At 64.7% G+C, this 19,230-nt stretch carries 12 protein-coding genes; 3 read left to right on the top strand and 9 right to left on the bottom strand.

Annotated elements, in window-relative coordinates:
- Positions 1 to 165: 165 nt before the first annotated feature.
- The 5 genes from X265_RS18930 to X265_RS18910 are packed head-to-tail and all read right to left on the bottom strand — an operon-like array spanning position 166 to position 10,082.
- On the bottom strand, positions 166 to 906 hold the full coding sequence (locus X265_RS18930) for a tRNA-uridine aminocarboxypropyltransferase (protein WP_128966180.1): 741 nt from the start codon (positions 904 to 906) through the stop codon (positions 166 to 168).
- A gap of 38 nt (positions 907 to 944) precedes the next feature.
- Positions 945 to 4,049, bottom strand: coding sequence for an efflux RND transporter permease subunit (locus X265_RS18925; RefSeq protein ID WP_128966179.1), 3,105 nt, complete (start codon positions 4,047 to 4,049; stop codon positions 945 to 947).
- Positions 4,049 to 7,195, bottom strand: a complete 3,147-nt coding sequence (locus X265_RS18920) for an efflux RND transporter permease subunit (RefSeq protein ID WP_128966178.1) — start codon at positions 7,193 to 7,195, stop codon at positions 4,049 to 4,051. Before X265_RS18920 ends, X265_RS18925 begins: the two co-directional genes overlap by 1 nt.
- A 36-nt stretch (positions 7,196 to 7,231) precedes the next feature.
- A complete protein-coding gene (locus X265_RS18915) occupies positions 7,232 to 8,650 on the bottom strand; it encodes an efflux RND transporter periplasmic adaptor subunit (protein WP_128966177.1) in 1,419 nt (472 codons plus the stop codon).
- A complete protein-coding gene (locus X265_RS18910; RefSeq protein ID WP_244659335.1) occupies positions 8,640 to 10,082 on the bottom strand; it encodes an efflux transporter outer membrane subunit in 1,443 nt (480 codons plus the stop codon). The genes X265_RS18915 and X265_RS18910 overlap by 11 nt, the downstream gene beginning before the upstream one ends.
- Before the next feature lie 629 nt (positions 10,083 to 10,711).
- Here X265_RS18910 and X265_RS18905 point away from each other — a divergent pair.
- Both X265_RS18905 and X265_RS18900 read left to right on the top strand, forming a co-directional pair.
- Complete coding sequence (locus X265_RS18905) at positions 10,712 to 11,941, top strand: SAM-dependent methyltransferase (protein ID WP_128966175.1); 1,230 nt, start codon at positions 10,712 to 10,714, stop codon at positions 11,939 to 11,941.
- 83 nt (positions 11,942 to 12,024) lie between these two features.
- On the top strand, positions 12,025 to 13,059 hold the full coding sequence (locus X265_RS18900; RefSeq protein ID WP_128966174.1) for a cysteine synthase A: 1,035 nt from the start codon (positions 12,025 to 12,027) through the stop codon (positions 13,057 to 13,059).
- Positions 13,060 to 13,113: 54 nt separating this feature from the next.
- On the opposite strand, the gene X265_RS18895 is transcribed toward X265_RS18900, so the two are convergent.
- Genes X265_RS18895 through X265_RS18880 form a run of 4 tightly spaced genes read right to left on the bottom strand, consistent with a single transcriptional unit; the run spans position 13,114 to position 17,629 of the window.
- Positions 13,114 to 13,851 carry an amino acid ABC transporter ATP-binding protein gene (locus tag X265_RS18895; RefSeq protein ID WP_128966173.1) on the bottom strand — a complete coding sequence of 246 codons (738 nt, stop codon included), beginning with the start codon at positions 13,849 to 13,851 and terminating at the stop codon, positions 13,114 to 13,116.
- 11 nt (positions 13,852 to 13,862) lie between these two features.
- Entirely contained in the window at positions 13,863 to 15,386 is a 1,524-nt protein-coding gene (locus X265_RS18890) for an amino acid ABC transporter permease (protein WP_128966172.1), read from the bottom strand.
- Complete coding sequence (locus X265_RS18885) at positions 15,383 to 16,588, bottom strand: amino acid ABC transporter permease (RefSeq protein ID WP_128966171.1); 1,206 nt, start codon at positions 16,586 to 16,588, stop codon at positions 15,383 to 15,385. Before X265_RS18885 ends, X265_RS18890 begins: the two co-directional genes overlap by 4 nt.
- Before the next feature lie 24 nt (positions 16,589 to 16,612).
- On the bottom strand, positions 16,613 to 17,629 hold the full coding sequence (locus X265_RS18880; RefSeq protein WP_128966170.1) for an amino acid ABC transporter substrate-binding protein: 1,017 nt from the start codon (positions 17,627 to 17,629) through the stop codon (positions 16,613 to 16,615).
- 396 nt (positions 17,630 to 18,025) lie between these two features.
- On the opposite strand from X265_RS18880, the gene metC reads away from it, so the two are divergent.
- Entirely contained in the window at positions 18,026 to 19,210 is a 1,185-nt protein-coding gene (metC, locus tag X265_RS18875) for a cystathionine beta-lyase (protein WP_128966169.1), read from the top strand.
- Positions 19,211 to 19,230 lie beyond the last annotated feature (20 nt).

The following is a 19,230-nucleotide window of genomic DNA, read 5'->3' as shown; positions in this document are numbered from 1 at the left end:
CTCGCGCTGCCGGCGTCCGATGACGTTCTTGGCGACCCTCCCGGCCATCCTCGATCTGCCCGCAGTGCACGCCTTCCAGTGTCGCCCCTGTCTGCGCGTCGAGACGATCCCGCTGTCACCCTAAGACGTTCGGCGTGCCTCGTTGCCCGCGCGTCCTCGGCGTATTCAGGACCGTTTGCCGCGGCGAAAATCGCGCCGGCGGCCCTTTGCTGCCGGCTTTGGCGCCAGTTTCGGCATCTCGGCCTGAACTTCGCGATAGCGCGCCAGCATCCGTTCGAAGCTCGCATTCAGCGTCTCGGCGATATCCGGGCGCTTCTCCAGTCCGGCCAGCAGCATGGCCGCGGCTTCGATGGTCGACAGCCCGTCCTTGCGCGGCTCGCGGCGCAAGCGCCCGTAGCGCGACGGATGCGCCGGGTTGAGGATGACGCGCTGGCACTTCAGCATCCACGGATTGCGCCACCACAGAGCCTTGGCCTGGCTCCAGGTGCCGTCGAGCAGCACCACGCCTTCGAGCTTTCCCAAGGCGGTGCGCTGGTTGTCTGCGATCTCGCCCTTGCGATTGAGCGCGACGATCTCGCCCTCCGCCTCGAGATCGGCCGCGCGGGCCGAGCCAAGATAGAGCACGGCCCAATGCGAGGCGTTCTCGATCGGATGGCCCAGCGCCTTGGACAGGCTCGGCCAGGACAGTCCAACCCGCAACGTCGCATCGGGGAAATGTCTGGCGAGCAGCCGTGCGGTACCCAGCGCCCTGTCCTGCTCCTGCGGATGCTGGAGGATCAGGAGCGACAGCTTGTTCTCGATCGGCGTGACACTGTCGCAGACGCAGAGCGGCATCGGCTTCTGGCAGTGCGGACATTCGGGGATCGGCTCGGGGGCTGCGGCCGTGATCTCAGCAGGTTTCGACATGACCGCCGCGTATACGCTTCGCATGGCGGTTCAACAACCTATTCCGCCGGTGCCGCCAGCGCGCGCGGCTCGGAGCGCCGTCGCAGGCGATCGATCAGCAGGTAGATCACCGGCGTCGTGTAGAGCGTCAGGATCTGCGACACGAACAGGCCACCGATGATGGTGATACCGAGCGGGCGGCGCAGCTCCGTGCCCGGCCCGGTCGCGACCACCAGCGGAAGGCCGGCGAACAGCGCGGCCATGGTCGTCATCAGGATCGGGCGGAAACGTGCCTGGCACGCCTCGAAGATCGCTTCCGCCGAGGACAGGCCGCGCTGGCGCTCGGCATCGAGCGCGAAGTCGACCATCATGATGCCGTTCTTCTTGACGATGCCGATCAACAGGATGATGCCGACGAATGCGATCACCGTCAGCGGCGTGTTGGTGATCTGCAGCGCAAGCAGCGCGCCGAGGCCGGCTGACGGCAACGTCGAGATGATCGTGAGCGGATGGGCGAGGCTCTCGTAGAGCACCCCGAGCACGATATACATCGCCACCAGCGCGCCGAGGATCAGCAGCGGCTGCCGGCCGCTGGTCTTGGCGAAGTCGCCGGCATTGCCGTCAAAGCTGCCGCGAATGCCCTCGGGCATATGCAGCTCGTCGACCGCGCGCTGGATGTTCTGCGTTGCCGCCTGGAGCTGCACGTCCGGCAACGTGTTGAACGACACGGTGGTCGAAGGCACCGACTGCGAATGGTAGACCGCGAGCGCGGCAAGCCCGCGCGTCGCATGCACCACCGCGGAGAGCGGCACCTGCACATCGCCGGCGCCCGCGACATAGATGCGATCGAGGTTGGACGGATCGACCTGGAATTTCGGATCGATCTCCAGCACCGTCATGTACTGGTTGCGCTGGGTATAGATGATCGATATCTGACGCTGCGAGAAGGCGTTGTTCAGCGCATTGTCGATGTCCTGGACCTTGACGCCGAGGCTCGCGGCCTTCTGACGGTCGATGTTCAATGTAAGCTGAAGGCCGCCGGGATCACGGTCGCTGGAAACATCCGTGATGCCCTCGACCGTCTCCATGCGCTTGGCCACGATCGGCGCCCATTTCTGCAGCAGATCGAGATCGGTGCTGGAGAGCGTGTACTGGTAGTTTGAATCGCTCTGTCGGCCGCCGGCGCGAACGTCCTGCGCGGCGAACATGAAGAGGCGGATGCCGGGGACCGGAAACAGTGCCTTCCGCAGCCGATCAATCACCACCTGGGTCGAGACGTGATCCCGCTCCTCCGGCGGCTTCAGGCTGATGAACATGACGCCGCGGTTCGAGGTCGCGCCCCCCGGCCCGCCTCCGCCGCCGACGGTCGACCCGATGCCGGCCACCGCCGGATCCTGCATCACGATATCGGCGAGGCGCTGCTGGAGCGTCAGCATCGACTGGAACGAGATATCGGCCGAGGCGCGCGTCGCGCCGATGACGAAGCCGGAATCATCCGTCGGGAAATAGCCCTTGGGCACCTTGGCGTAGAGCAGCACCGTCAGGCCGATGGTGGCGAAGAACACCAACAGCGTCAGCAGCGGGAACTCGAGCACCGCGCGCAAGGTGCGGGCGTAAAAGGAGACGATGCGCGACAGCGAGCCTTCGATCAGGCGGTCGAACAGCGTGGCAGATCCCGACGGCGTCTGCCTGATGTAATGGGCGCAGATCATCGGCGTGACCGTCAGCGAGACCAGCGTCGAAACGACGATCGCGAAGGTCAGCGTCAGCGAGAACTCGCGCAGCAGCCGACCGACAATGCCGTCCATGAAGATCAGCGGGGTGAACGCGGCGATCAGCGACAGGCTGATCGAGACCACGGTGAAGCCGATCTGCCTGGCCCCTTCCAGCGCGGCCCGCATCGGCCGCATGCCGTGCTCGAGATTGCGGAACATGTTCTCGATCATCACGATGGCGTCGTCGACCACGAAGCCGACCGAGATCGCCAGCGCCATCAGCGACAGATTGTCGATCGAGAAGCCGGCGACCCACATCCCGGCGCAGGTGCCGGCCAGCGCCAGCGGCACCGAGATGCCGGCGGCGATGGTCGGCGTCACGCGGCGCAGGAACACGAACACCACGACCATCACCAGGATGGCGGTTGCGAGCAATGTCCACTGCATGTCCATGACGCTCGCGCGGATCGTCGAAGTGCGGTCGACCAGGGTGGAGACATCGACGCCGGCCGGGATCCACTGCTTCAGGGCGGGAATCAGCGCCTTGACCCGGTCGACGGTGTCGATGACGTTTGCGTCGCCCTGCTTGGTGATCTGGATCAGCACCGCCGGCTGCTTGTTGAACCAGGCGATCGAGCGCGCGTTGCGGACGCTGTCCTCGATGTCGGCGACATCGGAGAGCCGGACGAAATTGCCGTTCGCACTCTTGACGACGATGTCGCGGAATTCTTTCGCCGTGCGCATCTGCCGGTTGAGCGCGAGCGTCTCGCTCTGACGCTCGCCGTTGAAGATGCCGACGGGACCGAGCGGGTTGGCGTTGACGATCGCGGTCCGGACGTCGTCGGTGGCGATGCCCGCATTCGACAGCGCCACCGGGTTGAGCTGGATCCGCACCGCCGGCTGGTCGGCGCCTGACACAGTCACGTCACCGACGCCAGGTACCTGCGAGATGCGCTGCGCCAGCACGGTATCGGCGACGTCGTAGATGGCGCTGGCGGACAACGTCTTCGAGGTCAGCGCCAGCACAAAGACGGGCGCGCCGGCCGTGTTCGCTTTGCGAAAGCGCGGCAGCGCTGGCAGATCGCTTGGTAAATCCACCAGCGCGGCGTTGATGGCGGCCTGCACGTCGCGCGCCGCCTTGTCGATGTTGCGGCCGATGTCGAACTGGAGCTGGATGTTCGACGTGCCGAGCGAGCTCGTCGACGTGATCTGGTTGATCCCTGCGATCTCGCCGAGCCGCCGTTCCAATGGCGCAGCGACGGTTGCGGCCATCACCGACGGATCGGCGCCGGGACGGCTGGCCGAGACGAAGATCGCGGGGAAGTCGACGTTCGGAACGGACGCGACCGGCAGGAACTCGTAGGCGACGCCGCCCAGCAGGAACAGCCCGATCGACAGCAGCGTGGTTGCGACCGGGCGGCGAATGAACGGCTCCGAGATCGATGCCATCACTGCATCCCCTCGGTCGCGCCGGCCGTGGGCGCGTCGGGCTCCGGCGGCGGCAAGGCCTGCTCGAGGCGGCGGTTGATGCGATCGAGCGCGAGGTAGATCACCGGGGTGGTGTAGAGCGTCAGCAGCTGGCTCAGCAGCAGGCCGCCGATGATGGAGATGCCGAGCGGAAAGCGCAGCTCGGCGCCGGTGCCGCTCTCGATCGCCAGCGGCAGTGCGCCGAACAGCGCGGCCAGCGTCGTCATCATGATCGGGCGGAAGCGCAACAGGCACGCCTGCACGATCGCCTCATGCGCCGGCATGCCCTGCCCGCGCTCGGCCTCGAGCGCGAAGTCGATCATCATGATCGCGTTCTTCTTGACGATGCCCATCAACAGGATGATGCCGATCAGGCCGATCACCGAGAGGTCCTGCCCGCACAGGATCAGCGCCAAGATGGCGCCGACGCCGGCCGAGGGCAGCGTCGAGAGGATGGTGATCGGGTGGATGTAGCTCTCATAGAGCACGCCCAGCACGATGTAGATCGTGATCACGGCGGCGAGCAGCAGCCAGGGCTGGCCGGCGAGCGCCTTGGCGAATTCGGCGGCATCGCCTGCGTAGACGCCGACGATGCTGTTGGGCATGCCGATGCGGGTCTCGATCGTCTTTACCGCTTCGACGGCATCGCCGAGCGCCGCGCCCGGCGCGAGGTTGAAGCTGAGCGAGATCGCCGGGAATTGCGCCTGGTGCGAAATCGCGAGCGGCGCCGTGGTGCGCTTCAGCGTCGCCACAGCGGAGAGCGGCACCTGGGCGTTCGGCGCGCCGACCGTGGCACTCGCCCCGCCCGGCAGATAGAGCTTCGACAGGATCGAGGGATCGCGCTGGTACATCGGCAGCGCTTCCAGCACCACGCGATACTGGTTGGCCTGGCCGTAGATGGTCGAGATCTGCCGCTGGGCAAACGCATCGTTCAGCGTGTCAGTGATGGTCTGCAGGCTGACCCCGAGCTGGCCGGCACGGGTGCGATCGACATCGAGCTGCGCGCGCAGGCCACCTTCCTGGGCTTCAGAAGAGACATCGCGGAACAAGGGTTCGCGCCGCATCTCGTCGACGAGCTTTCGCGCCCATTCGGAGACCGACGTCGCATCGGTGCCGGTCAACGTGTACTGGTATTGCGAGCGGCTCGACTGGGTCGAAATCTGCACATCCTGCACCGGCTGGAAGTAGACGGTCATGCCGGGAATGCCGGAAACCCGCTCTTTCAGCCGGGTCACGACCACGGCGACATCGTCACGCCGCTCGCCGCGCGGCTTCAGCGTCATGACGAGGCGCCCGACATTGGTGGTCGGATTGACCGACCCCGCACCGATGACCGAGACCACACCTGTCACGTCAGGATCGGCCTTGATGGCGTCGGCGGCCTCAGCCTGCCGCTTCTGCATCTCCGCAAAGGAGACATCAGGCCCCGCCTCTGTCACCGCCGTGATCGAGGCGGTGTCCTGAAGCGGCAGGAACCCCTTGGGCGCGACGACATAGAGGACAAGGGTTGCGACCAGCGTCGCAAAGGTTACCGCCAGCGTGGCGCGCTGGCGCTCCAGCACCCAGAGCAGTGTGCGGTGGTAGAATTCGACGGTGCGGTCGATGAAGCGGCTGACGGCGGCAAGCCCCGGCACCGCAAGCTCCTGATGAGCGTGCCGAAGCAGCCGCGAGCACATCATCGGCGTCAGCGTCAGCGAGACCACGGCGGAGGTCACGACCGCGATGGTCAGCGTCAGCGCGAATTCGCGGAACATGCGTCCGACAAGGCCCGACATGAACAAGAGCGGGATGAACACCGCGATCAGCGACACCGTCAGCGAGATCACGGTGAATCCGATTTCGCTGGCGCCCTTCAGCGACGCCTGCATCGCGCTGTCGCCATTCTCCATGTGGCGGACGATGTTCTCGATCATGACGATGGCATCGTCGACGACGAAACCGGTGCCGATCGTGAGCGCCATCAGCGACAGATTGTCGAGGCTGAAGCCGGCAAAATACATGATGCCGAAGCTCGTGATCAGCGACAGCGGCAGCGCTACGCCCGCGATCAGCGTGGCGCGCAACGAGCGCAGAAACAGAAGCACCACCAGCGTCACCAGCACCACGCTGAGGACCAGCGTGAACTGCACATCGTGGACCGAAGCGCGAATGGTGACAGTGCGGTCGGAGACGATGGTGAGATTCACGCCCGCCGGAATGCCGCGCTGAACCCTCGGGATTTCGGCTCGGATCTGTTTGACGACGTCGATCACATTGGCGCCAGGCTGTCGCTGGATGTCGATGATGACGGCCGGCGTGCCCTGGTACCAGCCGCCGGTGCGGTCGTTCTCAAGCCCATCGACGATCTGCGCGACGTCGCTGATCGTCACCGGCGAGCCGTTGCGATAGGCGATGATGATCGGCCTGTAGGCGTCGGCGGCGGCGATCTGGTCGTTGGCGGCGATGATGTAGGATTGCTGGGCGCCGTCGAGCGAGCCCTTGGGCCCGGAGACGTTGGCATTGGCGATCGCGGTGCGCAGATCCTCCATCGCGATGCCGTAGGCCGCAAGGCGCGCCAGATCGGCCTGGATGCGTACGGCCGGCTTCAACCCGCCGAGCACCGAGACACGGCCGACGCCGGAGATCTGGCTGAGGCGCTGTGCCAGCAGCGTGTCGGCGATGTCGCTCATCGCCCGCAGCGAGATCGTGTCCGAGCGCAGCGCGAGCGTCATCACGGGCGCGTCCGCCGGATTCACCTTGGCGTAGGTCGGCGGATAAGGCAGCGTCTTGGGCAGGACGCCGGCGGCGGCGTTGATCGCGGCCTGCACGTCTTGGGTGGCGCCGTCGATGTCGCGGTTGAGGTCGAACTGGAGCGAGATCTGGCTGACGCCGAACGAACTCGTCGAATTCATCGCCGTCAGCGACGGGATCTGGCCGAGCTGCCGCTCCAGGGGCGCCGTGATCAGCGAGGCGATCACGTCCGGGCTCGCGCCCGGCAGCTGCGTCGTCACCTGCACCGTCGGGAAGTCGACCTGCGGCAGGGCGGAGACCGGCAGCGCGAAATAGCCCAGCAGCCCGCCGATGAGCAGCGCAATGCCGAGCAGCGAGGTCGCGATGGGCCGGCGAATGAAGGGTTCGGAGACACCCATGGGTTACGCCTGCTGCTCAAGCGGCTGTTGTCGGGATCATGGCTGCTTGGCTCCAGGTCCCGATGCACTCGGACTTGCCCCTGGCCCCGGTGCAGGTCCAGTCTGGCCCTTCTGGTCGCCTTCGCTGCTCTTCCGCTTGGCACGGAACTCGCTGTCCTTGCTCTGGCCGTCCTTCTGGCCGTCCTTTTTCTGAGCATCCGGCGCACGCGTGCGCTTGCGCGGGGCGAGATCGGCCGACGGCGTCTGCTCGTCACGGCCGATGATGACCTTGGAGCCGTCGGACAGATTGGCAAAGCCCGTGGTGACGACCTTGTCGTTCGCCGTCAGACCGCTCGCGATCACCGCGTCGTGCTCGTTCTGCTGAGTCACCGTCACGGGTTTGGCCGAGACGATGTCACCCTCGCCGATGACGTAGCTGAAGGTGCCGATCGGTCCGCGCTGCACCGCCGATGTCGGCACCACCAGCGCATGCGTCAAGGTCTCGACCTTGAGGCGGACATTGACGAACTGGCCCGGCCAGAGCTGGTAATCGGCATTGGGGAATTCGGCCTTGAGCTTGAGCGTGCCGGTGGTCTGGTCCACCTGGTTGTCGATGCCGGTGAGCTTGCCGGTGTCGATCACCGTGACGCCGTCGTTGCCGAACACGTCGACCGACAGCGCGCCTTTCGCGGCGGCCGCATTGACGCGCATGATCTGCTGCTGCGGCAGACTGAACCACACCGCGATCGGCTGCAATTGCGTGATGACGACGAGGCCGGTGGTGTCGGCCGCGTGGATGATGTTGCCCTGATCGACCTGGCGCAGACCGACGCGGCCCGAGATCGGCGCGACGATCTTGGTGTAGCTCAGCGTCGCCGCCGCATTGTCGATCGCCGCCTGGTCCGCCTTGACCAGCGCCTCCGTCTGCGCGACCGCGGCGCGCTGGGTGTCGGCCTGCTGCTTGGAGCCGGCGTTGGACGCGGCGAGCTGCTCATAGCGCGTCAGGTCGATCCGCTGGTTGGCGAGCTGGGCTTCGTCCTGCGCCTTCTTGGCGACGGCCTGGTCATAGGTCGCCTGATAAAGCGCCGGATCGATCTCGCCGAGCACGTCGCCTTTCTTGACGTCCTGGCCTTCGGTGAACTTCACCGCGATCAGCTTGCCGTCGACCTGCGAGCGCACCGTGACCGTGTTGAGCGCCCGGATCGCGCCGACGCCGTCGAGATAAACAGGAACATCCTGGACCCTGGGCATTGCCGCCAGCACCGGCACCGGCAGATCCGGGCGCTGCTGGCCACGACCGAAGCCGGCTTGCTGCTGCGGCTGCTGGTGCCACACGGTCCAGCCGAGATAACCGAGGCCGCCGAGGATCGCGAGCGTGATCAGCGTCATGAGGAAGCCGCGGCCGCGCGATTTTTTCGCCGCCCCGCCTTTCGCGCCTTCTTGAGCGCCTTGCTTCGTATCCGGCTTAAAGAGCATTGACCGGCTTCTCCATTCGCGGCTCCCAGCCGCCGCCAAGCGCCTGATACAGGCTGACAATGGCAAGAAGGCGCGCGAGTTGCGCCTGTGACAGGGCGTCTTCCGCCGTGAACAGGGTCAGCTGGGTGTTGAGCACGGTGACGATGTCGGCGGTGCCGGCGCGCAATTGCTGCTCCGACAGGTCGAAGGCTCGGCGCGAGGCGTTGAGGACATCACGCTGCAATTGCAGCTTGATCGTGGTCTGCTTGATCGAAAACAGCGCATTGTCCACGTCGGTGAAGGCCTGGACGATGGTCTTGCGGTAGGTCTGCAGCAACTCGTCCTGCCGTGCCTTGGCATATTCGAAATTGCCGAGGATCTTGCCGCCGTCGAAGATCGGCTGCGTCGCGCTGCCGACCAGCTGGAAGAAGGCCGCGTGCGGCTGGAACAGGGAGACCAGCGCCGAGCTCTGATAGCCGCCATTGCCGGTGAGCTGGATGGTCGGGAAGAACTGCGCGCGGGCATTGCCGATATTGGCGGTGGCTGAGGCAAGCTGGGCTTCTTGCCGGCGGATGTCGGGTCGCTGCGTCAACAGCTCCGACGGCAAGCCAGGCGTGACGCGTGGGATCGCAATCCTGTCCAGCGAGCCGCCCGCGAGGCGCACGCTCTCCGGCGGGCGCGACACCAGCACCGCCAGTGCATTGGTATTCTGGTCGAGGGTCTGGCGCAGCGGCGGCACCAGCGCCTTCTGGTTCGCCAGCACGCTCTCCTGCTGGGCGACGTCGAGATCGGTTCCCGTCCCCGCCTTGCGGCGCTCGCGAATGGCATCGAGAATGCGCTGGGCACTGGCGATGTTGCGCTGGGCCGTGCGCAGCCGGTCCTGCGAGACGAGCACCTGGAAATAGGCATTGGCAACGGCGGCAAGCGTCGTCAGCGCGACGGTGTCGCGATCGAAGCGGCTGGCATGGGCGGTCTCCTCCGCCGTTTGCAGCGCGTCGCGGTTCTGCCCCCAGAAGTCGAGCTGGTAGCTGGCGCTCAGCGAAGCCTGGTAATTGACGACCTCGCGGCCGCCATTGGTCAGTCCCGAGGCCGAGGAGCCGGAGGTGCGCGAATAAGCCTCTTGTCCCGTCCCCGACAGGCTCGGCAACAACGCTGCGCCTGCCTGCCGCGCCTGCGCGTCGGCCTCGACGATGCGCGAGACGGCGGCGGCGATGTCGAGATTGACGGTTTGCGCCTCCTCCATCAGCTGCGTCAGCTCCGCCGAGCGGAAGCCGCGCCACCAATCCAGCGATGGCGGCGCATCGACCTTCCCGGCGTATTTGTATTGCGCGGGCACATCCAGTGCGGGATCGGGCAGGTCCTGGGTCAGCACGCAGGCACCCGAGCTCGACGCAAGGCACACCACCGCGACCGCACGCAGCGTCCGGGATGCCGATCCGATCAACTGCCGCATGGCTGGAATCCGCTGTGTCACGTCCAACCCTCCACCGGGCTGATCGTGCCACCGCCGCGCGGCCGGATCGCCGATTCGCGGGCGGACGGCCGGAGGCCTCTCTGTAACTCGTTCACAGCGTGATGCTTTCTGCGCAACCTGAAACCCATATTAGCCGGGCGCGGAACTGCGGGACAGTCCCGCACTTGCGAAGCGCACGGCTCGATGAGGCGATGCCGGGGTCATTGGAATGAAAGATGTCCCCGTCTCGCAATCACTTCTTCCATTTCCGAAATATCCGGAAACGCGATCAAGCTTACCAAGATTTCATGTGATATTGCAGCCACACTTGCCCCGAAGCCGCCGAACCGGAGCTGGCTCCAACGAAACCTGCACCGCAACGCACCTTAGCTGCGTCACGCGAGGCAGGCCACTTCCACAATGCGCATCGGGGTCGTCGGAACGGGAATTGCCGGCAATGCGGCAGCCTGCACGCTTTCCCGGCGCGATCCACTAACGGTCCTTGGCACGCGGCAAAACACGTCCCTATATTATTGATCGCTGACCGTTTGCCGGGGCGCGCTCGGGTGCAGCGATAGGAGCGGGATGGGCGCGCTCGGACAGTATCCGTTGGAGTCGTGGATCTGCCGATGCCGAATGCTATCTCGGTGACACCTGATGACGTCGAAACAGTGCTCGCGGACCTGCCGCGCATCGTGCGCCTTGCGCTCACCTTCGGCTCGCGACTGCGGCGGGGCACCCTCGATGTCACTCTGCCCGATGGGCGCGTGATCAGGCTCGGCGGAGTTGAGCCGGGTCCAAACGCGGTCATGCGCCTGCACAATTACGGCTTCGCCTCGCGCCTGATCAACGGCGGCGACATCGGCATTGCCGAAGCCTATCTCGCCGGCGACTGGGATACGCCTGATCTCACGCAATTTCTCTACCTGTTCTGCGTCAACCACGACCTGATCCAGGCCATGCTGCGCGACAAGCCCTTGATGCGGTTCGTGCAGATGGTGCAGCACTGGTTCAACCGCAACACCCCTCGTCAGGCAAGGCGCAACATCCACGCCCACTACGACATCGGCAACGCGTTCTACGCGGCCTGGCTCGATCCGAGCATGACCTATTCGTCCGCCTTGTTCGAGGAATCGACCGCAGATCTCACGGCCGCGCAGACCAACAAATATCGCCGCCTCGCCGAGGCGATCGATCTGAAGCCAGGCCAGAAGCTGCTCGAGATCGGCTGTGGCTGGGGCGGCTTCGCCGAATTTGCGGCCAAGACTTTTGGCGCGCGCGTGGTTGGGTTGACGATCTCGACCGAGCAGCGCGACTTTGCGCAAAAGCGCATCTTTGAGGCGGGCCTCGCCGAGAAGGTCGAGATCCGGCTCCAGGACTATCGCGACGAGCGCGATCGTTACGACCGGATCGCTTCGATCGAGATGATCGAGGCGGTCGGCGAGCAGTTCTGGCCGCGCTATTTCGCCCAGTTACGTGACCGGCTGCTGCCCGGCGGGTTGGCCGGCATCCAGGCCATCACGATCCAGGACACGCTTTTCCAGGGCTACCGGCGCGAGGTCGACTTCATCCAGCGCTATGTCTTTCCTGGGGGCATGCTGCCCTCGCCGGCGATCTTGAAGTCGCTGGGAGAGCGGTTTGGCGTTCCTGTTATCCGCGAGCGCATCTTTGGACAAGATTATGCCAAGACGCTCGCCACCTGGCGAAATAATTTCCGTGCGGCTTGGCCAGGTCTCGTGCCGCTCGGTTTCGACGACCGGTTCCGGCGGCTGTGGGAGTACTATCTCGCCTATTGCGAGGCCGGATTCCTCTCCGGCAACATCGACGTCCGGCAGGTCATCTTCGCAAAGCAGCAATAAGAGTTTGCGCCCTCGCCTTGTGTGGCCGGCGACCCTACTTTAGGGTCGCGCCCATATCGTGAACCAGCCGGTAATTGCCTGACATGACCATCAAAAACGACGTTGTCGACGCCATCGGCAACACTCCGCTCATCAAGCTCAAGCGCGCCTCCGAACTGACCGGCTGCACCATCCTCGGCAAGGCCGAGTTCATGAATCCCGGTCAGTCGGTCAAGGATCGCGCCGGCAAATGGATGATCCTGGAAGCCGAGAAGCGCGGCGAGCTGAAGCCGGGCGGCCTTGTGGTGGAAGCGACCGCCGGCAACACCGGAATCGGCCTTGCGGTGGTGGCCAGCGCGCGAGGCTATCGCACGCTGATCGTGATTCCGGAGACTCAGAGCCAGGAGAAAAAGGACTTCCTGAAGCTGTGCGGCGCCGAGCTCCTGGAATCGCCGGCACTGCCCTACTCCAATCCGAACAACTACCAGCATGTCGGGCGCCGCTTGGCCGACGAGCTGCGTAAGACCGAACCGAACGGCGTGCTGTTCGCGGATCAGTGGAACAACCTCGACAATGCCAAGGCGCATTACGACTCGACCGGTCCCGAGATCTGGGAGCAGACCGGCGGCAACATCGACGGCTTCGTCTGCTCGGTCGGCAGCGGCGGCACGCTGGCCGGCACCAGCCGCTATCTGAAAGAGAAGAACAAGAACATCCGGATTGCCTGCGCCGATCCGCATGGCGCCGGCATGTTCGAATATTTCAGGACCGGTGAAGCCAAGGCGACGCCCGGTGACTCCATCACTGAGGGCATCGGGCTCGGCCGCAAGACCGCGATCGTCGAGAGTGCGAAGGTCGATGATGCGTTCCTCGTTCCCGATGCCGAAGCTGTCACTGTCATCTACGAGTTGCTCCAGCACGAAGGCCTGTGCCTCGGCGGCTCGTCCGGCATCAACATTGTCGGCGCGATGCGGCTGGCAAAGCAGCTTGGGCCGGGCAAGACCATCGTCACCGTGCTCTGCGATTCCGGCAGCCGCTACCAGTCCAAGCTGTTCAACGCCGACTTCATGCGCGCCAAGAACCTGCCGGTGCCGGAATGGCTGGAGAAGCGCAGCAACATCAAGCTGCCGTTCGTCTAGCGCCAGGCGGTCGACGCCAAGCCGCTCACACCAGATCGGACGCGCTCCCGGACTTCAGCGCAGGATCTGGCTCAGGAACAGTTTCGTGCGGGCGTGCTGGGGCGTGGCGAAAAACTCGTTCGGCGTGTTGGCCTCGATGATCTGGCCGGCATCCATGAACACGACGCGGTTGGCGACCTCCCGGGCAAAGCCCATCTCGTGGGTCACGACCAGCATGGTCATGCCCTCCTTGGCGAGGTCGACCATGGTGTCGAGAACCTCCTTGACCATTTCGGGGTCGAGCGCCGAGGTCGGCTCGTCGAACAGCATCACCTTCGGGTTCATCGTCAGGGCGCGCGCGATCGCGACCCGCTGCTGCTGACCGCCCGACATCTGACCGGGAAACTTATTGGCCTGGTGCGGGATCTTGACCCGCTCCAGGAATTTCATCGCGGTCTCCTCGGCATCCTTCTTGGGAATGTTGCGCACCCAGATCGGCGCCAGCGTGCAATTGTCCAGCACGGTGAGATGCGGAAACAGATTGAAACTCTGGAACACCATGCCGACTTCGCGGCGCACCGCATCGACATGCTTGAGGTTCGGCCCGAGCTCGATGCCATCAACGACGATCTCGCCCTCCTGGAATTCCTCCAGCGCGTTGATGCAGCGGATCAGCGTCGACTTGCCCGAACCGGACGGACCGCAGATCACGATGCGCTCGCCCTTCTCGACCTCGAGGTCGATGTCGCGCAGCACATGAAAGTCGCCGTACCATTTGTTCAGGCCGGAAATCTTGACGATGGGGTCGGACATGGTGAGCTCCATCAGTTGCGACGGTGGGCGTTCAGACGGCGCTCGCCGAAGAGCGAGTAGCGCGACATGCCGAAGCAGAAGCTAAAGTAGATGATGCCGGTGAAGGCGAAGCCGGTGAAGGCGGTCGAGGGCGTGGTCCAGACCGGATCGGCGAAAGAGGCGCGCAGCGAGCCGAGCAGATCGAACAGCGCGACGATCGAGACCAGCGAGGTGTCCTTGAACAGCGAGATGAAGCTGTTGACGATGGCGGGGATGACGTGGCGCAGTGCCTGCGGCAGCACGATCAGCGAAGTGGTCTTCCACCAGGACAGGCCGAGCGCGGAGGCCGCCTCGCCCTGCCCGCGCGGCACCGCCGCCAGACCGCCACGCAGATTCTCGGCCTGATAGGCGCCGGTGAACAGCGACACGCCGATCAGTGCGCGCACCAAGCCGTCGACGGTGAAATTGCCCGGCAGGAACAGAGGCAGCATGTAGGTTGCAAAAAACAGCACGGTGATCAACGGCACGCCGCGCCAGAATTCGATATAGATAATCGAGAAGATCCGGATCAGGGGAATGGTCGATCGCCGGCCGAGCGCCAGCGCAACGCCGATCGGCAATGACGCCACGATGCCGGTGATCGCGATCACCAGCGTCACCAGCAGCCCGCCCCACAGCCGCGTGTCGACGATCGGCAAGCCGCCGTGATCGAGCCCCATCAGCTTGATCACCGCGGCCATCGCGGCGAACGTGGCGAGGCCGGCGATCAGCGGTCGGGAACCGGTGCGCGCGCCGCCACCGAGCACGAACAGGATCGCCGATACGATCACGGCCGTGATCAGGAAGTCGAGCCAGGGCCCCTGTCCTGCCGCCTGCATCTGGTCGCGCAGCCAGGTCAATGGAAAGATCACCCAGTGCAGCAACGTGCCGACCAGCCCGATGATGCTGCCGATCGCCCAGAGCAGCGGGCCGGCGGCCGAACTCTTGCTCAGACCAACCAGAACCTCGCCGACGCCGCTGATGCTGTCGGCGAACAATTGCAGCAGGCCCGCCACCCAGCTCACGCCGAAGCCGGTGATGCCGCCGCCATGCAGCAGGAAGAATGCCACCACCGGAAAGGCGAAGAAGAACAGCCCGGCATTCAAGCCCTTGGCCGGCAACTTCGGAATGAGCAGCGGCAACAGCAGCACTGCGCCGAGCGCGAAGGTCAGGTTGACCCGCCAGAGTTCGGCCTCCGGATAGAAGCCGTAGAAGAGCTGCGTGGACTTGGCCTGGATAAAGGGCCAGCAGGCGCCGACCGGATGGCCGGCATTCTCGGCGAGGCAGGCCGTGCGATCCTTGCCGCTCCAGACCGCATCGACCAGCAGGAACTTGATGGTGGGAACGACGGTGTACCAGACCAGCAAGAGGCCGAGGATCGTCAGCAGGATATTGGTCGGCGAGTTCAACAGGCGCGTGCGCACAAAGCCGACGAAACCGGTGGTCGTCACCGGCGCGGGGCGCTCGGCAACCAGATCCTGCCGGACAAAGGAGGACGAGGCGGCCAGATCGCTCATGCACTCAGGCTCCGGCTGAGGCGCCAGCCGTAGATGCTCATGATGGCGCTGGTGGCGAGCGAGATCAGGAGATAAACGCCCATCGTCATGACAAGGATCTCGATCGCCTGTCCGGTCTGGCTTAATGCCGTGCCGGCGAACACCGAGACCAGGTCGGGATAGCCGATCGCGACCGCAAGCGACGAGTTCTTCGTCAGGTTGAGGTATTGGTTGGTGAGCGGCGGCACGATCACGCGCATGGCCTGCGGCACCACGATCAACCGCAAGGTCGCGCCTCGGCTGAGGCCCAGCGACGAGCCTGCCTCCATCTGCCCCTTATGGACCGACAGGATGCCGGCGCGGACGATCTCGGCGATGAAGGCCGCCGTGTAGGTCGACAATCCGACCGTCAATGCGACGAGCTCCGGAATGATCCGCGCGCCACCGGCGAAATTGAATCCCTTCAGCTGCGGAAATTCGAACGTGACAGGTGGACCGAACGCAAGCATCGTGACAACAGGCAATCCGACGAGCAATGTCAGCACGTACGGCCAGATCCGGATCGCGCGACCTTGAGCAAACAGCGCCCGCCGCGCATAGCTGCGCAAAACCAGCGAGGCGACGATGCCGAGCGCCACCACGGCGAGGAACGGAACGAGGCCGGGCTGCCCCTCCGGGGACGGCACGATCACGCCCCGATTGTTGAGGAAGATCGCATTGAAGATCGACAGGCTCTGCCGCGGCGCCGGTAATGCGGCGAGCACGGCGAGATACCAGAACAGGATCTGGAACAAGAGCGGCAGGTTGCGGATGGCCTCGACATAGAGGCCGCCGACGCGCGATACCAGCCAGTTCGGCGACAAACGGCAGAGTGCAACGACGAAACCGATCAAGGTCGCAAAGAAGATGCCGACCACCGAGACCAGCAACGTGTTCAGGATGCCGACCAGGAAGACGCGGAAGTAGGTGTTGGACCCCGAATAGGAGATCAGGGTCTGATTGACGTCGAAGCTGGCGCTGTTGTTGAGGAACCCGAACCCCGCGGCGATGTGCTGGGTTTCCAGGTTGGTGCGGGCGTTCGAGATGACCTCATAGGCGATCCAGGCCAGGATCGCGCCAAAGACGAGCTGGACGGCAACGCCGTTCCAGCCTGCCTTGCCGCCGAGCGCGCGCTTCAGCTTCAGCGCGAGTTGCGGTGGCGGTTTCCGGGCCTCGACGCCCATCGGCGCAGCCTGCGCGTCGACCGATCAGCGGATCGGCGGCGCGTATTGCAGGCCGCCCTTGGTCCAGAGATTGTTGAGACCACGGCTGATCTTGAGCGGCGAACCGGCCCCGACATTGCGATCGAACGACTCGCCGTAATTGCCGACCGCCTTCACGATCCGGATCACCCAGTCCTTGGTGAGGCCAAGCTGTTCGCCGAGATTGCCGTCGGTGCCGAGCACCCGCTTCAGCTCCGGCTTGTCGGACTTCGCCATCTCGTCGACGTTCTTCTGGGTGATACCGAGTTCCTCGGCCGTGACCATCGCGAACAGCGTCCATTTCACGATGTCGAACCATTGATCGTCGCCGTGGCGCACCATCGGTCCCAGCGGTTCCTTCGAAATGATCTCGGGGAGCACGACATGATCGGCAGGGTTCGTCAGCTTCAGGCGGCTGGCATAGAGTCCGGATGAATCGTCGGTGAAAACGTCGCAGCGCCCGGACTCGTAGGCCTTGATCGCTTCGTCGATCGTGCCGAACGCGATCACCTCGTACTTCATGTTGTTGGCCTTGAAGTAGTCGGCGAGGTTCAGCTCGGTGGTGGTGCCGGTCTGGACGCAAACTGAGGCGCTGTTGAGCTCCAGCGCGGAATTGACCTTGAGCGACTTCTTCACCATGAAGCCCTGCCCGTCATAATAGGTGACGCCGGTGAAATTGGCCCCGAGCGAGGTGTCGCGCGATACCGTCCAGGTGGTGTTGCGCGACAAGACGTCGATCTCGCCGGATTGCAGCGCCGTGAAGCGGTCCTTGGCCGACAGCGGCACGAACTTGATCTTGGTCGGATCGTTCAAGACCGCCGCCGCGATCGCGCGGCAGAGGTCGACATCGATACCGGTCCAGTTGCCCTTGTCGTCGGGCGAGGAGAAGCCGGGCAGGCCCTGGCTGACGCCGCAGGACAGCATGCCGCGGTCCTTGATGGTCTTGAGCGTTTGCGCGTCGGCGGCCTGGGCAGAGAGGCCGGCGGCGAGAGCAAGAGAGAGAGCCAGGGTTACGCGTTTCATGGGCTGAAGGCCTTTCAAGATCGTCTCAACGTCAGGAATGTTGTCTCAGGATCGTCTCTGCCGGGGCAAATCCTAGGAAAGACCTGCCTTGCAAGAGTCATGCTGGAAAACCTTGCCGAACACTCGCCCATCCTGAGAGGCCATACCCTAATCCCCGCCGCAGGCGCCCGCCTTTGTGGCTGTGGCGCAAGGTCCGGTCAGACGATGGATCGAAGGTCGCGGCTGCCCCTCAACATGCGGCGACTGAATAGCACCTGCGCATCACAGAACGACTGGCGAGCCGGGTCAAGGGGTTGACGGGACTCTTCTGTGTTCTGTTATTAACGTCCGCGGCCTTCGGGCCGTCCCGACCGTGCGATCCGCGCCGGCGGTAACGCGCTTTTTGAAAGCAGACGCATGGATTCCTCGCACCCCCTCCAGCAGCAGGCCGAAACCCGGCTGGTCACCTCCGGCCGCGACACCAAGGCACAGAAGGGGTTCGTCAATCCGCCGGTGTTCCACGGCTCGACCGTGCTCTATCCGACCGCCGAGGACCTACATGCCCATCGCGGCGAGTTCACCTATGGCCGCCACGGCACCCCGACCACGCGCGCCTTCCAGGACACGCTGATGGCGCTGGAGGGCCCGCAATGCGCCGGCGTCGGCATCGTGCCGTCGGGGCTTTCGGCGATCTCCACCACCCTGCTCTCGGTGCTGAAGACCGGCGACCATCTTCTGGTCGTCGACAACATCTACCGGCCCTCACGCAATTTTTGCAACGGCATGCTCGCCCGCTACGGCGTCGAGACCACCTATTTCGATCCACTGATCGGTGCGGGCATCGAAAAGCTGTTCAAGCCCAACACCCGTGCCGTGCTGGTCGAGGCGCCGGGCTCGCAATCGTTCGAGATGCCTGATATTCGCGCCATCGCCGAGGTCGCGCATGCGAAGGACGCGCTCGTCATCGACGACAACACGTGGGCAACGCCGCTCTACCACCGCTCGCTGGAGCAAGGCGTCGACATCTCCATGCAGGCCGCCACCAAATATATCGGCGGCCATTCCGACATCATGTTCGGCACTATCTCGGCCAACGCCAAGGCCTGGCCGCAGATCACGGAAGGCATCCGCCTGCTCGGCGTCTGCGCCGGACCTGATGACGTCTTCCTGGCGCTGCGTGGCCTTCGCACGCTATCAGTGCGGCTCGCGCAGCATCATCGCTCCGGCCTCGACATGGCGCGCTGGCTCGCCGCCAGACCCGAGGTCGCGCGCGTGCTGCATCCGGGGCTCGAGACCGATCCGGGTCATGCGATCTGGAAGCGCGACTTCACCGGCGCCTCGGGCCTTTTCAGCATCGTGCTGAAGCCGGCTCCGCAGCAGTCCGTCGACACCATGCTCAACACGCTCAAGCTGTTCGGCATGGGCTTTTCCTGGGGCGGCTTCGAGAGCCTTGCGATTCCCTTCGACTGCGACGCCTATCGCACCGCGACCAAATGGGCGCCGGGCGGTCCGACACTGCGCCTTCACATCGGGCTCGAGAGCGTCGACGATCTCAAGGCCGATCTCGATCGCGGCTTCGCTGCCCTCAAAGCGGCAATGTGAGCCTGCTCACAAGGCAATGC

Origin of the sequence: Bradyrhizobium guangdongense, assembly GCF_004114975.1 — a bacterium.
Lineage (GTDB): Bacteria > Pseudomonadota > Alphaproteobacteria > Rhizobiales > Xanthobacteraceae > Bradyrhizobium > Bradyrhizobium guangdongense.
The sequence above is the reverse complement of the archived record's forward strand: the minus strand, read 5'-3'. Positions and strand labels throughout refer to the sequence as shown.

What these genes read in the sequence shown, in the direction of transcription:
- X265_RS18900 (WP_128966174.1), top strand. Translation starts at nt 12,025, where the DNA reads ATGACCATCAAAAACGACGTTGTCGACGCCATCGGCAACACTCCGCTC.
- X265_RS18910 (WP_244659335.1), bottom strand. Translation starts at nt 10,082, where the DNA reads ATGCGGCAGTTGATCGGATCGGCATCCCGGACGCTGCGTGCGGTCGCG.
- X265_RS18905 (WP_128966175.1), top strand. Translation starts at nt 10,712, where the DNA reads ATGCCGAATGCTATCTCGGTGACACCTGATGACGTCGAAACAGTGCTC.
- metC (WP_128966169.1), top strand. Translation starts at nt 18,026, where the DNA reads ATGGATTCCTCGCACCCCCTCCAGCAGCAGGCCGAAACCCGGCTGGTC.
- X265_RS18895 (WP_128966173.1), bottom strand. Translation starts at nt 13,851, where the DNA reads ATGTCCGACCCCATCGTCAAGATTTCCGGCCTGAACAAATGGTACGGC.
- X265_RS18880 (WP_128966170.1), bottom strand. Translation starts at nt 17,629, where the DNA reads ATGAAACGCGTAACCCTGGCTCTCTCTCTTGCTCTCGCCGCCGGCCTC.
- X265_RS18885 (WP_128966171.1), bottom strand. Translation starts at nt 16,588, where the DNA reads ATGGGCGTCGAGGCCCGGAAACCGCCACCGCAACTCGCGCTGAAGCTG.
- X265_RS18925 (WP_128966179.1), bottom strand. Translation starts at nt 4,049, where the DNA reads ATGGCATCGATCTCGGAGCCGTTCATTCGCCGCCCGGTCGCAACCACG.
- X265_RS18920 (WP_128966178.1), bottom strand. Translation starts at nt 7,195, where the DNA reads ATGGGTGTCTCCGAACCCTTCATTCGCCGGCCCATCGCGACCTCGCTG.
- X265_RS18890 (WP_128966172.1), bottom strand. Translation starts at nt 15,386, where the DNA reads ATGAGCGATCTGGCCGCCTCGTCCTCCTTTGTCCGGCAGGATCTGGTT.
- X265_RS18915 (WP_128966177.1), bottom strand. Translation starts at nt 8,650, where the DNA reads ATGCTCTTTAAGCCGGATACGAAGCAAGGCGCTCAAGAAGGCGCGAAA.
- X265_RS18930 (WP_128966180.1), bottom strand. Translation starts at nt 906, where the DNA reads ATGTCGAAACCTGCTGAGATCACGGCCGCAGCCCCCGAGCCGATCCCC.